The sequence below is a fragment of the uncultured Halopseudomonas sp. genome (genome assembly GCF_963977355.1).
Classification (GTDB): domain Bacteria; phylum Pseudomonadota; class Gammaproteobacteria; order Pseudomonadales; family Pseudomonadaceae; genus Halopseudomonas.
On record NZ_CAXBOV010000009.1, the window covers coordinates 81,939 to 97,348 of the forward strand.

Here is a 15,410-nt window from a genome sequence, read left to right on the forward strand (position 1 = left end):
CTATCTTGCTCGCTAGCGGCGACCCGCTGTCGCGATCAGCCCGTCCCGCCTACGGTAATCTGATCGATCTTGACGGTCGGCTGGCCTACGCCAACCGGGAGGGATTGGCCATCCTTTCCACAGGTACCCACACCACTATCAAGAGCCAGGTCGTGACCGACCATAGACACCCGATTCATCACTTCCGGCCCATTACCGATCAGCGTTGCTCCCTTGACCGGAGCAGTGATCTTGCCATCCTCGATCAGGTAGGCTTCGCTGGTAGAGAAAACGAATTTGCCGCTGGTTATGTCGACCTGACCACCGCCCAGGTTGGCGCAATATATGCCTTTTTTCACCGACTTGATGATGTCCTGGGGATCGCTCTCGCCGGCGAGCATGTAGGTATTGGTCATGCGCGGCATCGGCAGATGCGCATAGGACTCTCGCCGACCGTTACCCGTGGCTGGCACGCCCATAAGTCGCGCATTGAGCTTGTCCTGCATGTAGCCCTTGAGAATGCCATTCTCGATCAGAGTAGTGCAGTTCGTCTGATTGCCCTCGTCATCCATGCTCAGGGACCCACGACGACCCGGCAGCGTCCCATCGTCGACAATGGTGCATAGGCTGGAAGCCACCTTCTCACCGACTCGACCGCTGTAGGCGGAACTGCCCTTGCGATTGAAGTCGCCTTCCAGGCCGTGGCCGACAGCCTCATGCAGCAGAACACCGGACCAGCCTGGCGCCATGACCACCGGCATGCTGCCGGCCGGTGCCGGAATCGCATCCAGATTGACTATTGCCTGGCGTACCGCTTCACGGGCATACCCCATCGCCCGCTCTTCTGCCTCGAAAAAGCGATAATCGGTACGCCCGCCGCCGCCCGAGCTACCACGCTCGCGACGACCCTTGTTTTCGATAATGACACTGACATTCAGTCGCACGAGTGGGCGTATGTCGCCAGCCCAGGTGCCGTCGCTGGAAGCGACCAACACGGTATCATGCACACCACCCATGCTCACCGATACCTGGGTGATACGGGAATCCAGACTGCGCGTATAGGCATCCAGGCGCTGCAAAAAAGCGACCTTGTCTGCCTGGGCCATGACATCCAAGGGATTGTCTGCGGGGTACAAAGCGGTACTGTTACCGCGATCCCAGGCCTTGACGCTGCCGGTCTGGCCGGAACGAGCAATCGAACGCGCTGCCCCTACCGCTTGGCTCAACGCAGGTAGCCGCACATCATTGCTGTACGCGAAACCGGTTTTTTCGCCCGACTGGGCCCGCACGCCGACGCCCTGATCGACGTTGAAACTGCCATCTTTGACAATGCCATCCTCGAGCACCCAGGACTCGCTGATCTGATGCTGAAAATACAGGTCGGCGGCGTCGACGCCCGGGGCCGAAACCAGTTGACCGAGCACAGCTGCGACATTATCGGGGCTCAGGTCAGCCGGCATCAGCAGGCGATTTTCCACTTGGGCTAGTACATTACTCATTCAGTCTGACTCCTTGGCGGCTGCGGCAATCGCTTGCGCAGGCACTAAGCGACGATGCTGGGCAACCGGCATCCGCGCACGAATAGTATTGAGATAATCAGGATCGATGCTCTTGCAGAGCACCCCTTCCCCTGTGGTCAGCGAATCCATGACCTCGCCCCAGGGATCGACCAGGCAACTGCGGCCAAAGGTCTCACGGCCACCCGGGTGCAGCCCACCCTGATTGGCTGCCAGAATGTAACACTGGGTTTCGATAGCCCGTGCCCGCAGCAGGACCTCCCAATGGGCAGCGCCGGTAACCGCAGTAAAAGCCGCGGGGACGACGATAAGCTCCGCGCCAGCCTGGCGTAAAGCCACATAGAGCTCAGGAAAACGCACATCGTAACAGATGCTCAACCCAACCCGGCCAACGGGTGTATCGACACAGACTATCCCGTCACCATACCCGTAATCACGGGATTCGCGGTAGCTGCGGTGACTGTCCTCAACCTCTACGTCGAACAGGTGCAACTTGTCATAGCGCGCGACCTGCTGACCCTGGTCGTCATACACCAGACAGCAGGCCATGGGCTTTTCTCCCTGGGCGCGAGGTAAAGGAATGCTGCCGCCAATAAGCCATATCCCGTGCTGTCTGGCCTGGTCGGACAGAAAACGCGTGATCGGCTGCTGACCGGAAAACTCCTGCGCACCAATCTCCTGCAAACTGTGATTACCGAAAGCTGCGAAGCATTCTGGAAGCAGTACCAGCTTGGCTCCGGCCTGCGCTGCCTGTGCAATAAGTGGCGCTGCCTGGTTCAGGTTGGCCTGAACATCCGGGCCGCTGATCATCTGTATCGCTGCTACCTGATGCATATGAATCACTCCTCCAGGGCTGCCTCGCTATCAAAGGCTTTTTCGAATTCGACTGTGGGCTGCTGCCAGTCACCACTGACGCGATATTTGACCGAGGCGAAGCGTGCTACGCGGTCGCCGAGTATCTTGTCAGCGAGGAACAGTGCTCCGCCAATATAAGGCGCGCCAGCAATGATTGCTGCCAGCGGTAGATTGTTGGTTACCGGTAAGGTTACCAGCATACCCATATCGATGCGCCGCTCCGGCAGGTCGATATGACCATCGAGCTGAATCTTGGCCCCAGGACCATCCATCACCAGCGGGCTTCGAGTGCGCATCACACCGTCGGTCAGGGCCAGATCAGCGGTCAGGGTGTCATAGGCTGTGCCACGACCAAAAAGATCACTGAAATCCAGGCGCAAGCGGCGCGTCAGGGCGTTGAAATTGAGCAGTCCGAATACCCGCAGCGCGTCTGCCGACCCCTCGCCGCTTTGCAGTGTCCCGTTACGCGCATCAAGCACAATACTGCCGGTGCTGCGGCTCAACGCGAAGAATGCCGGGGAACCAGACCAAGTCAGATCGGCCGTGGTTGAAAACTGCCGGCTAGTCACTGTCGGGGCGTACCCCCAGCCCTTCAGGACCTCACCGATATCACCGGCTTGCAAGCCTCCTCTGAACTCGCTTGAAGAGCTATCAGCATGCCAATCCAGATCACCTGCCAACTGCAAACCCCTTAAATCCATCACCAGCCCGGATATACTCGCACCCTGATCTGTTGGGCGCATCTGAAAACGCACCGGCCCGACCGGATCGCTACCCCGCGACAGCATATCTATGTTCACATCCATGGCCGGTAAAGCCCGCGGATCAACGTCACGCAGCGGATCCTCAGGGATCAGCGGGCTAGCCAGCGCATCCACCCGGGGCTCGCTCTCGCTACTGGCGAGCGATAGCCGCTGCATATTGAATGCGACTGGCTGGGAACGCAGATCCGGCAAAATGATCTGTCCGCGTACCCGGGTCTGATCTATATCGAACAACCAACCTTCATCACTGCGCACACCACTGATAGCCAGATCATTCAGGCGCTGTCCAAGGCCAAGGAATTCTTCTGCGCGCAGATCCAGCGTGCTGATGCTTTGGATAGCTGCACTGGGCCGCATCCCTGAGGCAACAGCACCCTGACCCACTACGGATGACAAGGCGCGCTGGCTTTCCACCCAACGCCGCCACTCAATCAGATCAAACTGTTCGAAACGCGCCCCGATGCTGAGTCCTGGCTCCGGTCCCAATATCGGTTCACCATTTCGGTAAAGTAGATCACCACGCAAGAATCCTGCACCGGTCTGAACCACACCACGGATATCCGGCCCAAGATTGAATCGCCAGTTATTTTTTTCATCATTCCGAGCCAGGGTCAGACGGCTTTGCCAGGATCGGTTTGCCTTCTTGGCCAGCGCGCCAGGAAGATCCATCTCAACACCCTGAAGATCACTGTCCAATTGCAGCCAGGCAGCTCCTGCTTGCAAGGCGGCGCGGGCCTTCCAGGACAACTCACCAGTCACCATATCTGTTGGCAACTGTGCGAGCAGCGGCCATGATTTAAGCTGCTCGATACTGTGCTGTCCGCTGAATCTCGCTTCCTGCCTCCCCCCCTGACTGCTTATCTCACCGACAACTCTGCGGCCCAGAAAGGTTCCCTGCAGCCCGCTAGCCTCCAGGCCGGCCGCGGATGAGAAGGTAAACTCCCCGTCGATATCGCCCAGCGAGGCCTGCAGTAGCGGAATTGACAGGCTCTCGGCGTCCAGGCTCCACCTGGCATCTACCAAGGGCGCTCGCGACTCCTGCAGTGCAAGTCCAAGCTCGAATTGCCCTTGAACCTGACCATTTCCCTTCCAGCCCCCCAGCTGATCACCGATTGCGGAGGCAAGGGGGGTGTCCTGCATGAGACGCAGAGCATCCGCGAGCGGCCCGGCAAAGTCGCTCCCGATGTGCAATTGGAGTCCATCGGCAGGTTGCTCACGTTGCGTGTCGACACGAACATTGGTCAGAGCCGTCTCCCAGAACCGTGCTGACGCATTCTCGATATGCACCTGTTGATTATCGAGCCTTAGAATGGCGTCAACCTGCTCAATTCGGGGCCAGCCGGGTTGAAAAGCCAGACTGCCAGAATCCAGCTGGGCATACAGGGACAGGGATCGCTCGCCGGGTTCAGCATTGCGTCGCAAGGAACCCTGGTATTCGAAAACGGCCAGCGGGACGCTCCCTTCAATCTGTGCCTGATTCAACCACTCAGCCAGTTTGGGATTGAACGCAGGAGAGAGGGTTGGTATGTAATGCTTGCTGGATGTCGCCTGAGCGTTGGTCAGCGAGACCCTTAACGCCATTGTCGGGGTCTGGTCGCTCGGAGGCAGTTGAAGCTGCAGGGCGACAGAAGCAATGCCATCATCACCCTGGGCGCGCATTCCAGGCGCCATCAGACGCAGCCCCTCGCTCTCGGACCACTGCCAGTCCATCTGGCCGACAAGCTGCTGGTATGACCAAGACTGGGGAAACAGCCTGGGCAGATGCATGGCCCAGTCATCGCTGACTACTCTCAACTCACCCTTAAAAGGGCTGCCTGAGAGGCTCCCACTGATACCCTGAAATGAAGGTGCGCCTTGCCATGCACCGACACCCACATCAGTGAGCATCGCGCTCAGACTCATGCTACGCCAGTCCACGGGCAGCCCTTCGCCCTGCAGGGATACAGCGGACAAGGTTCCGGTAGGTTGCAAGGTCTCCAGTGCGCTGGAGGCCCGTTCGGACAACACACCGGCGGGTACTAACTGGGTCAGTACATCCAGCGGCAAGGTATCGACCTGCACTTGCCAATGGCGGGTAATCGTATTACGCCATATAGATAAGCGACTGCGCTCCCAGTGCCGATCACCAAGATCAAACTTCAGCCCCTGCACACGCAGCTGCTGACGCTCACCCTGCTCAAACCAGAATGCGCTCTGCAGTGCAGTCAGCTCAGGCACATTCTGCGATTGATCCAGGCGCAGGAGGGGCATCGCCAACTGACCGCGCAGATACTTCAATTTCTGGTTCTGCCATCCACCCCAGAAACGACCGCCAGCAACCATCTGATCAAGTCGAGCCCGCTCAAGCCAGGCCGGGGGTAACTGCTCGACCCAGTCAATGGGCGGCAAATCAAGAAAAAATCCCACTGACATATCCTGCCAGCGGTTTCCGTCCTGCAATGCACTGACCTGCCAGCGCACTTGTTGCCCTTCTGGTAAACGAACTCTACCGTCCAGCCGGTGCCAGCCGGGGCCGTTCAGGAGTGTTACTTCTCCCTCCTGGAAGACCCATTGTGGTCGTTCATGGGGGCTGACGAGAACACGGGTATCGAGCAAGGTAATACGGCGCTGCTCGAACAACATGGCCAACGCCGTATCCAGGTCATAATTGCCGGCAAGCCGCTCACCCAAGCCATGCAGGCGCCAGCGTCCGTCTGCGCTTTCAACCAGCTCAAGCTCGAGCCCTTCGATCTGCAGCGCATCCATGACCAGTCTGCGCTCCCAGAGACTTGCCCAAATATCCACGCGAGCCGTTACGTTATTCAGCGCCAGCAGAGTCGGACTGGCCGGGTCCTGCTGTTCGTGCACACGCAAGCCCTGCATTTTCAGCACAGGCTGTGAGCCCTGCATTTCTCCGCGTAAACTTTCCAGCGAGATGGCTCTACCAGTGATCTCCTGCGCCGATGCCAACAACTCAACGCGATAGTCGGCAATAGCCGGTACGAACTGACGGCCAAGACTGACGTAGGCCGCAGCCGCCAGCAACCAGATCACCAGCAAGACAATTAACCCATCGAGGGCACGGATCAACCAGCGTTGAATTTGCATCGGGTCAGCCCGGCATCACATCAATACCACGTCGTACTGTTCCTGGGTGTAGACCGTTTCCACCTGAAAGCGGATAGGCCGCTCAATAAAAATTTCCAGATCAGCCACGTTGCCCGACTCCTCATCCAACAGGCGATCGATCACCGATTGCGAAGCAAGCACCGTATAGGCGCCAGCCTGGTAGGCACGAGCCTCCCGGAGGATCTCGCGGAAGATCTCGTAGCAGACGCTTTCAGGCGTTTTCTGGATGCCTCGTCCGGTGCAGCAGGGACAAGGCTCGCAAAGTATCTGTTCGAGGCTTTCCCGGGTGCGCTTGCGGGTCATCTGCACCAGTCCGAGCTCGGTGATGCCGATGATGTTGGTTTTGGCGTGATCACGTTCAAGCTGCTTCTCCAGCGTGCGCAACACCTGGCGCTGGTGCTCTTCATCCACCATGTCGATGAAGTCGATAATGATGATCCCCCCCAGATTGCGCAGGCGCAGTTGCCTGGCAATTGCCATTGCAGATTCCAGGTTGGTCTTGAAGATGGTTTCCTCGAGATTGCGATGTCCGACGAAGGCCCCGGTATTAACGTCGATAGTGGCCATGGCTTCGGTCTGGTCGATCACCAGATGTCCGCCGGACTTGAGCATGACACGCCGCTCCAGAGCCTTCTGTATTTCATCTTCGATACCGTAAAGATCAAATATGGGCCTCTCGCCGGGATAATGCTCCAGCAGCATTCGTACTGCAGGCATCAGTTCCTGCACGAACATTTCGACCTTCTGAAAAGTCTCGCGGGAATCCACGCGTATCTTCTCTGTACGCGGGCTGACCAGGTCACGCAGGGTTCGCAGGGCCAGGGGCAGATCCTCATAAATCACGGAGGGGGCAGAAGCTGATTGGGTCTGCTGGGATATTTGCGACCAGAGTCGGCGCACATAGCGGATGTCAGCGAGGATTTCTTCTTCTCGGGCTGCCTCGGCCGCGGTTCGCAAAATGAAACCGCCCGCCTCGTCCACGCCTTCGGTTTCGACACAGTTCGCGACTATCTGCTTGAGCCTTTCGCGCTCGGCCTCATCTTCTATCTTGAGAGAAATACCGACGTGGGGCGTGCGTGGCATGTACACCAGAAACCGCGAGGGTATGGACAAGTGAGTGGTGAGTCGCGCGCCCTTGGTCCCGATCGGATCCTTGGTTACCTGTACAACCAGCCCTTGTCCCTCATGCAGCAGCACATTGATCGCCTCGACCGCCTGCCCCTCACGCTCGGACACTTCGGAGGCGTGGATGAAAGCGGCCCGCTCCAGGCCGATATCCACAAAGGCTGCCTGCATTCCAGGTAAAACCCGAACCACCTTACCCTTGTAGATATTGCCGACTATCCCCCTGCGCAAGGTACGCTCGAGGTGTACTTCCTGCAGCACGCCGTTTTCCACCAGGGCAACCCGGGTCTCCATTGGCGTGATGTTAATCAGAATTTCTTCGCTCACAGGCTCTGCTCTCCACACCAGATCACCAGGAAGCGGCGTCGATCGCGATACTCTGACGACCTGGATTCTATGCTTGTGTTGTTCCGGGTAAGGAGTTCGCCCGGTGCTCCTGCCAGCAACCTACACCGAAACTTGATAACAGCCTCTCGGTTTCCGCCAAAGGCAGCCCAACTACTGCGCTGTAACTCCCCTGAATCATCGCGACAAAAATCGCGCCCAGACCCTGAATGGCATAACCGCCAGCCTTGTCTGCGGGCTCACCAGTCGACCAATAGTCTTTAATCTCGTGTTCCATGATCGGCCGGAAACTGACATCAGCGTCCACCCGAACTACCTCTATTCGTTCACCGCTGGCAACGGCAATCGCCGTCATGACCCGGTGCGTTCGCCCCGAAAGGGCGCGAAGCATCGCCGCGGCATCTTCGGCGTCAACCGGCTTACCGAGAATTCGGTCATCGATAACCACCGCCGTATCGGCAGACAGCACTACTGCACCATCGGGGGCATGCCGCTGCCCGGCCAGAGCCTTGGCCCGGGTGACGCGCTCCACATACTCCACGGCGCCCTCTCCTGCTTGCACGCTTTCGTCAATACTGCAGGCGAACTGCTGGTGCCTTACTCCGATCTGGGTCAACAATTCACTACGACGCGGGGAAGCCGACGCCAGATAAAGTGTCTCATCGCCTTGTTCAGAGTACATGAAACCGCTTCCTTACGCCGCGTAGTACCGAATACACCCAGGGCCAAAGAATGGCGCTGACAAAGGCCGGTAACAGAAAGAGCAACGTGGGCGGGCGATTACCGGTCAGGCTGTTAAGCCAAAGCAGCAACATCTGGGCTATACCCAGCACAGGCAGCATTACCAGACTCTGTTGCCAGAGCGGGAATCGACGAATGCGTTGATGTAACAACAGCATCATCCAGGCGACCACGGTCATGACCAGCGCATGCTGACCGAACAGCTGACCATAGAGCACATCAGTCGCCAGACCCATGATCCAGGCAGTCAACAAACCTACTCGATGGGGCAGAGCCATAACCCAGTAGGCAAGAACCATTGCCAGCCACATTGGACGGCCAAGCTCCAGCACGGTGGGCATGGGCATCACACTGAGCAGAAGTGCGACGACAAAGGTGAGGCCAATGATGAGACTATTGCGCACTGGCACCCTCCTCCGCGGTTGGTGGGGCCACACCCGCTTCAGCATCCCCGGCTGCGTTTTCATCAGGCGCAGTGGCTTCAGCTTCGGGTTGGTCCAGCTCGAGCGCAGGGACAACCTCCCCATAGCCGGACTCGGCACTGAAAACCAGCAACATGTATCGACTGCGATTGAGCTGCGCGGTTGGAGCTACGCGCACATCAGCGAAGGGCTGAGCGGGGTCCTGACTGACAGAGACGACCCTGCCCACTGGATAACCTGCAGGGAAACGCTGACCCAGGCCCGAGCTGACCACGATATCACCGACCCGAATATCCGCCGTATCACTGATAAAGCGAAGTTCGAGCCACTCGTTATTACCCGTTCCGCTGGCAATCGCGCGCAGCCCATTGCGATTCACCTGAACCGGCAGACTATGGGTGGCATCGGTAATCAGCAGAACTCTAGCGGTGTAAGGCATGACCTCCACCACCTGACCCATCAGACCGGTTGCATCGAGTACCGGCTGACCAAGGAACACACCGTCGCTATCACCCTTGTTGATCAATATGCGCTGGGTGAAGGGATTGGGGTCCACACCTACCAGCTCGGATACCAGTACTCTCTCGTCAACCAGTGATGAGGAGTTGAGCAACTCCCGCAGGCGTACGTTCTGCTCAGTCAGGGTCGCCAGTTTCTGCAGCTTGCGCTTGGTCAGCAGGGCCTCGGCGCGCAGACGCTCATTCTCGGCAAGCAGATCCAGGCGACTGGCTACCAACTGATAGCCAGTGTCCCACGCGCGCACGGGTAGATCGGCCATGTAATAGACAGGTGTCAGTAGCAGGCTCAGATTCGAGCGCAAGGGTTGCAGGGCAGCCACGCGGGCGTCGACCACCATCAGCGCAATCGATAGCACTGACAGAACCAGAACCCTGACGCCCAGCGAAGGACCTTTGATAAACAGCGGTTTGATGGCGAGCTCCTCGCAGCTGCAAGCCTTGGCCGATCAACAGCAGACCGTGCAGGTAAAGGCGCTACCTGCACGTGCGCTGCCCGGCGTCGGATTACTCGGTAGAGAGCAGATCCATGGTGTGCTGATCCATCATTTCAAGCGCCTTGCCGCCGCCCCGGGCGACGCAGGTCAAGGGCTCTTCAGCCACAATCACCGGCAACCCGGTTTCCTGGGTCAAGAGCTTGTCCAGATCACGCAACAAGGCACCACCGCCAGTGAGAATCAGGCCTCGCTCAGCGATGTCGGAAGCCAGCTCTGGCGGTGACTGCTCCAGGGCACTCTTGACGGCCTGAACGATAGTTGCCAAGGATTCCTGAAGCGCCTCCAGAACCTCATTGGAGTTCAGAGTAAAGGCGCGCGGGACGCCTTCGGCAAGATTACGACCGCGCACATCAACTTCGAGCACTTCACCACCAGGGAAAGCGACACCAATTTCCTGTTTGATGCGTTCAGCGGTCGACTCGCCGATCAGGCTGCCGTAGTTACGTCGCACGTAGGTCACGATCGCCTCATCAAAGCGATCACCACCAACCCTGACTGATTCGGCATAGACCACGCCATTGAGGGAGATCAATGCTATTTCAGTCGTACCACCACCAATATCCACGACCATGGAGCCACGAGCTTCTTCAACCGGCAAGCCGGCACCGATAGCAGCGGCCATCGGCTCCTCGATCAAAAATACCTCACGCGCACCCGCTCCGAGTGCCGATTCGCGAATGGCACGGCGCTCGACCTGGGTGGATTTGCAGGGTACGCAGATCAAAACCCGCGGACTGGGCTGAATAAAGCTGTTTTCGTGAACCTTGTTGATGAAGTACTGCAGCATCTTTTCACAGACACTGAAGTCAGCGATGACCCCATCCTTCATGGGGCGAATGGCCTGGATATTCCCTGGCGTGCGGCCCAGCATGCGCTTGGCGTCGGTACCGACGGCCACGACGCTCTTCTGGTTACCGTGGGTACGAATAGCCACTACGGAGGGTTCATTGAGTACAATGCCGCGGTCACGGACATAGATAAGCGTGTTGGCAGTGCCCAGGTCGATGGACAGATCACTGGAAAACATGCCACGAATTTTTTTGAACATGCGTTGAGTACACCCTAGGACGCGTGGGTTAAATGTAAAAGAAACACTGATAAGCTACCTGCTTCAGGGCCTAACCAGCCACGGGTTAGATCCGGGGCGGCGAGCGGCCGAACTGGCAGGGCGGCGATAGTGAATGCGCTCGCAGGTAACTGATCGGTACTTCCAGAAGTGTCGCAACTCTAACAACGGCGGGGTTTTTGGGCAAGGCGAGACTGTGGTAAATTCGCCCCTTTGTCCGGTTTAACGCGACAAAATCACCTTACGTTGAGCACATCAGGTAAATTCACTCCGCTCAGCCCTGTTTCACGGAGAACAGCACTATGGCATTAGACCGCAAGGCAGTGGAAGACATTGCTCACTTGGCCCGGATTGCCCTCAACGAAGACGACATCCCCGCCACCACGGCCAAGCTCTCCGGCATCCTCGATCTGATTGACCGGATGCAGGCGGTCGACACCCAGGGTGTCACTCCATTGGCACACCCGCTGGAGACCATTCAGCGCCTGCGTCCCGATGCGGTTACCGAGACCAACCAACGCGATGCGCTTCAGACCATCGCGCCGGCTACCGAAGACGGCCTCTATCTCGTGCCAAGGGTTATCGAGTGACGCCTGATCAGCTTTATCGATCCAGAGTCAGCGGCATTGTCAGTGACCCTATGCCCATGCGCAACAGACTGCGCCCAGCTATGAGACTATCCCATGCATGAGAACACCCTGGCCCAGCTTTCGCAGGCCTTGCACAGCAAGACGCTGTCCAGCGTTGAACTGACCGAACACTACCTCAAACGTATCGAGCAGCTCGACCCGCTACTTAACAGCTTTATAACGGTTTCACCGGAGCTGGCACTGGCCCAGGCGAAAGCTGCCGACGCACGTATCTCTGGAGGTACCGCTACGCCATTGACCGGCATACCGCTGGCGCACAAGGATCTGTTCTGTACGACCGGCCTGCGCACCAGTTGCGGCTCGAAGATGCTCGACAACTTTATCGCGCCCTATGAATCAACAGTCACCTCGCGATTTATCGATGCCGGCACAGTGACCCTGGGCAAGACCAACATGGACGAGTTCGCGATGGGCTCCTCCACCGAATCGAGTTTTTATGGCCCGACGCGCAACCCCTGGAACCCCGAACACGTCCCCGGCGGCTCCTCGGGTGGCTCTGCTGCGGCGGTAGCCGCACGCCTGTGCGCCGCTGCGACAGGCACGGACACAGGGGGCTCGATTCGCCAGCCTGCGGGCTTCACCGCCCTGACCGGTCTCAAGCCGACCTATGGTCGCGTATCGCGCTGGGGCATGATTGCCTACGCCTCCAGCCTCGATCAGGCCGGACCGATGGCGCGCACCGCCGAGGACTGTGCGCTGATGATGCAGGTCATGGCCGGTTTCGATAAGAAAGACTCGACCAGCGTGGACGAACCCGTAGCCGACTACAGCAAGGGCCTGAACGACTCACTTAAAGGTCTGCGCATAGGCTTGCCCAAGGAATATTTCAGCGCTGGACTGGATGCTGCCACCGCGGATGCAATCCACGCCGCGGTCAAACAGTTCCAGTCCCTGGGGGCCGAGGTAAAAGAGATCAGCCTACCCAATGCCGAGCTGGCCATTCCAGCCTATTACGTTATTGCCCCGGCTGAAGCCTCCTCTAACCTGTCGCGTTTCGATGGCGTTCGCTTTGGCTACCGCTGCGACGATCCTGCGGACCTGACCGACCTGTACAAGCGCTCGCGGGGTGAAGGCTTCGGAGCCGAGGTAAAACGCCGCATCATGGTCGGCGCATATGCGTTGTCAGCGGGCTATTACGATGCCTACTACCTGCAAGCGCAGAAGATTCGCCGCCTGATCAAGAATGATTTCATGGCGGCCTACGAGCAGGTGGACGTCATTCTCTGCCCAACCTCCCCAACACCCCCGTTCAGGATCGGCGAGAAGATCGACGATCCGGTCAGTCTGTATCTGACCGACATCTACACCATTACCGCCAACCTGGCCGGCGTGCCAGGCGTTGCATTACCTGCGGGCTTTGCCAACGGGCTGCCTCTGGGCATGCAGCTGCTGGGCCCCTATTTCAGCGAGGCGCGCCTGCTGAATATCGCACACCAGTACCAGCAGGTGACTGACTGGCACAGCCGCGCTCCGGCCGGCTACTGAGAGGATCGAATACAGACTATGCAATGGGAAATTGTTATCGGCCTGGAAATCCATGCCCAGCTCACCACCGCCTCCAAGATCTTCTCCGGCAGCGCCACGACCTTTGGCGCGGAACCCAACACCCAGGCCAGCCTGATCGACCTGGGCATGCCGGGCACTCTGCCGGTGCTCAATGCTCAGGCCGTGCGCAATGCGGTCAAGTTCGGCCTGGCGATCAATGCCGAGATTGCACCGACCAACGTATTTGCCCGCAAGAACTACTTCTATCCCGACCTGCCCAAGGGTTACCAGATCAGCCAGATGGATCTGCCTATCGTGGGCAAGGGGTTTGTAGACATAATAATGGACGACGGCACCATCAAGCGCGTGGGAGTCACCCGTGCGCACCTGGAAGAAGATGCTGGCAAGAGCTTGCACGAAGATTTCCAGGGCATGAGCGGTATCGACCTTAACCGCGCAGGGACTCCCCTGCTGGAAATCGTGTCAGAGCCGGACATGCGCAGCGCCAGAGAGGCCGTAGCCTACGCCAAAACCATTCACTCGCTGGTGCGTTATCTGGGCATCTGTGACGGCAACATGGCTGAAGGCTCACTGCGTTGCGACTGCAACGTTTCAGTACGCCCCAAGGGTCAGGAAGCCTTCGGTACGCGTTGCGAAATCAAGAACGTCAACTCCTTCCGCTTTATCGAGAAGGCGATCAACACTGAGGTCCAGCGCCAGATCGAACTGATTGAGGACGGCGGCACAGTGACCCAGGAAACTCGCCTGTACGACCCGAGCAAGGATGAAACGCGTTCGATGCGCAGCAAGGAAGAAGCCAACGATTACCGCTACTTCCCCGATCCCGATCTATTGCCAGTGATTATCGAGCCGGCTTTCCTCGAGGAAATCCGCAGCGAACTGCCGGAACTGCCTCAGCAGAAACGCGAGCGCTTTGAAAGCCAGTTTGGTCTGTCCAGCTACGATGCCAGCGTGCTATCGGCCCAGCGGGAACTGGCCGATTACTTCGAGCTGGTTCAACAGACCTGTGGCGATGCCAAACTGGCCGCCAACTGGGTCATGGGCGAGCTCTCGAGCCTGCTCAATCGCGAGGATCTGGATATAAGCCAATCACCTGTTTCTGCTGCCCATCTGGGTGGAATGATCTCGCGGATCAAGGACAACACCATCTCCGGCAAGATCGCCAAAACAGTATTTGAAGCCATGTCGGCAGGTGAAGGCGATGCTGACCAGATAATCGAGAAGCGCGGCCTAAAGCAAGTGACCGACAGCGGCGCGATCGATGCGATGCTCGACGAGGTTCTGACTGCGAACGCTGAACAGGTAGAACAGTATCGCGCCAGCGACGAGAACAAGCGCGGCAAGATGTTCGGTTTCTTTGTCGGCCAGGCGATGAAGGCATCGAAGGGCAAGGCCAATCCGCAACAGGTCAACGAGCTTCTGCGCAAGAAGCTCGAAGGCTGAGATACCGGCGGGTAGCCGGACTTCGGGCGCAATGCCCGGAGCCCGCGCCTGCCGGTAACAGCTCAGTCCATTTGTGCTTACAGCGCGTCGGCGAAACCGTGATTCACATCGCGGTGCCCAGCCTCATCTGCGCGGACCGCCACTATCACCTCGCGCAACCGCGCATCGGCTGGCAGATCCCAATAGTCGATAGCCAGTTGCGGCGCGGGTATGTTTTCGTAGGTACCGTTATCCACGCCCTCCAGATACTGCGTATAGCTGTAAACAGCCTCCTCCTCGAGGTATCCGACAATCCGGTGCGCAGTGCGTGAAGAGCAAAGATAGAGTATGAAAAAAAGGTTATAGAACACGCCCTGGGCGGTAATCACCAGTGCCCGCTCCAACCGTGATGGCTGGGCGATCTGGACGAACGTCAGCAGGTGCATGCGTTCGTTCTCTGCCTCATTGAGCAACTGCTGAATCCAGCCATCGTCATCTTTCATCCGGCGCAGCGAGTTCAGATGCTGAATTGCTCCACCGACCATTCCGGGCACTGCGGCAACCGTTTCCAGCACCACAGCACGATTGCCATACCGATTCGAGAAGAAGGCATCGGCAAAGAAGCGCATCAATTTCACTGTACCCAGGGCGATTCGGTCAGATAAGCAATCAGGTTCATGGTGTTGCAGCAACTTCTGTTGTTCATCCATTCATCACCTCTTCATCGGACCTCATTATCTCCTTCCAGGAAAACCAAGGGGCTCCGGCTGATCGTTGCACCTTGGCGGGAAACACCAGCACTTCCTGCTTATCATCCTCGGTCAGCGCCCATGGGACACGTCCGAACATGCTTCATGAACCACGCTCGGCGGTGGTCAAGCACTGGCCTGCAACTTGA

The 15,410-nt window shown here is 58.2% G+C and carries 12 protein-coding genes; 3 read left to right on the plus strand and 9 right to left on the minus strand.

Going from position 1 to position 15,410, the window contains the following annotated elements:
• Positions 1–35: 35 nt before the first annotated feature.
• From tldD to mreB, 8 genes are all read right to left on the minus strand, one after another.
• A complete protein-coding gene (tldD, locus tag AAC076_RS06505; RefSeq protein ID WP_339843769.1) occupies positions 36–1,478 on the minus strand; it encodes a metalloprotease TldD in 1,443 nt (480 codons plus the stop codon).
• Positions 1,479–2,330 (minus strand): carbon-nitrogen hydrolase family protein, encoded by an 852-nt coding sequence (locus AAC076_RS06510; RefSeq protein WP_339843770.1) that lies wholly within the window; start codon positions 2,328–2,330, stop codon positions 1,479–1,481.
• Between the two features lie 5 nt (positions 2,331–2,335).
• Positions 2,336–6,202: a YhdP family protein gene (locus AAC076_RS06515; RefSeq protein WP_339843772.1), complete on the minus strand. Its 3,867-nt coding sequence runs from the start codon at positions 6,200–6,202 to the stop codon at positions 2,336–2,338.
• Between the two features lie 15 nt (positions 6,203–6,217).
• On the minus strand, positions 6,218–7,675 hold the full coding sequence (gene rng / locus AAC076_RS06520; RefSeq protein ID WP_339843774.1) for a ribonuclease G: 1,458 nt from the start codon (positions 7,673–7,675) through the stop codon (positions 6,218–6,220).
• 67 nt (positions 7,676–7,742) lie between these two features.
• Positions 7,743–8,375, minus strand: coding sequence for a Maf family protein (locus tag AAC076_RS06525; protein WP_339843775.1), 633 nt, complete (start codon positions 8,373–8,375; stop codon positions 7,743–7,745).
• Positions 8,365–8,838, minus strand: coding sequence for a rod shape-determining protein MreD (gene mreD, locus AAC076_RS06530; protein WP_339843776.1), 474 nt, complete (start codon positions 8,836–8,838; stop codon positions 8,365–8,367). Before mreD ends, AAC076_RS06525 begins: the two co-directional genes overlap by 11 nt.
• Positions 8,828–9,772, minus strand: coding sequence for a rod shape-determining protein MreC (mreC, locus tag AAC076_RS06535; protein WP_339843842.1), 945 nt, complete (start codon positions 9,770–9,772; stop codon positions 8,828–8,830). Before mreC ends, mreD begins: the two co-directional genes overlap by 11 nt.
• Before the next feature lie 106 nt (positions 9,773–9,878).
• Positions 9,879–10,916 carry a rod shape-determining protein MreB gene (gene mreB, locus AAC076_RS06540; protein WP_096344701.1) on the minus strand — a complete coding sequence of 346 codons (1,038 nt, stop codon included), beginning with the start codon at positions 10,914–10,916 and terminating at the stop codon, positions 9,879–9,881.
• A 320-nt stretch (positions 10,917–11,236) separates the two neighbouring features.
• On the opposite strand from mreB, the gene gatC reads away from it, so the two are divergent.
• The 3 genes from gatC (at position 11,237) to gatB (ending at position 14,533) form a co-directional block, all read left to right on the plus strand.
• The gene (gene gatC / locus AAC076_RS06545; RefSeq protein WP_339843779.1) at positions 11,237–11,524 is read left to right on the plus strand and encodes an Asp-tRNA(Asn)/Glu-tRNA(Gln) amidotransferase subunit GatC; all 288 of its coding nucleotides are present in this window, start codon (positions 11,237–11,239) and stop codon (positions 11,522–11,524) included.
• Between the two features lie 93 nt (positions 11,525–11,617).
• Positions 11,618–13,069 (plus strand): Asp-tRNA(Asn)/Glu-tRNA(Gln) amidotransferase subunit GatA, encoded by a 1,452-nt coding sequence (gene gatA, locus AAC076_RS06550; RefSeq protein WP_339843781.1) that lies wholly within the window; start codon positions 11,618–11,620, stop codon positions 13,067–13,069.
• A gap of 18 nt (positions 13,070–13,087) precedes the next feature.
• Positions 13,088–14,533 (plus strand): Asp-tRNA(Asn)/Glu-tRNA(Gln) amidotransferase subunit GatB, encoded by a 1,446-nt coding sequence (gatB, locus tag AAC076_RS06555; protein ID WP_339843782.1) that lies wholly within the window; start codon positions 13,088–13,090, stop codon positions 14,531–14,533.
• Positions 14,534–14,610: 77 nt separating this feature from the next.
• Here the strand turns inward: gatB and AAC076_RS06560 are convergent, their stop codons facing one another.
• Positions 14,611–15,222: an alternative oxidase gene (locus AAC076_RS06560; protein WP_339843783.1), complete on the minus strand. Its 612-nt coding sequence runs from the start codon at positions 15,220–15,222 to the stop codon at positions 14,611–14,613.
• Between the last annotated feature and the right edge of the window lie 188 nt (positions 15,223–15,410).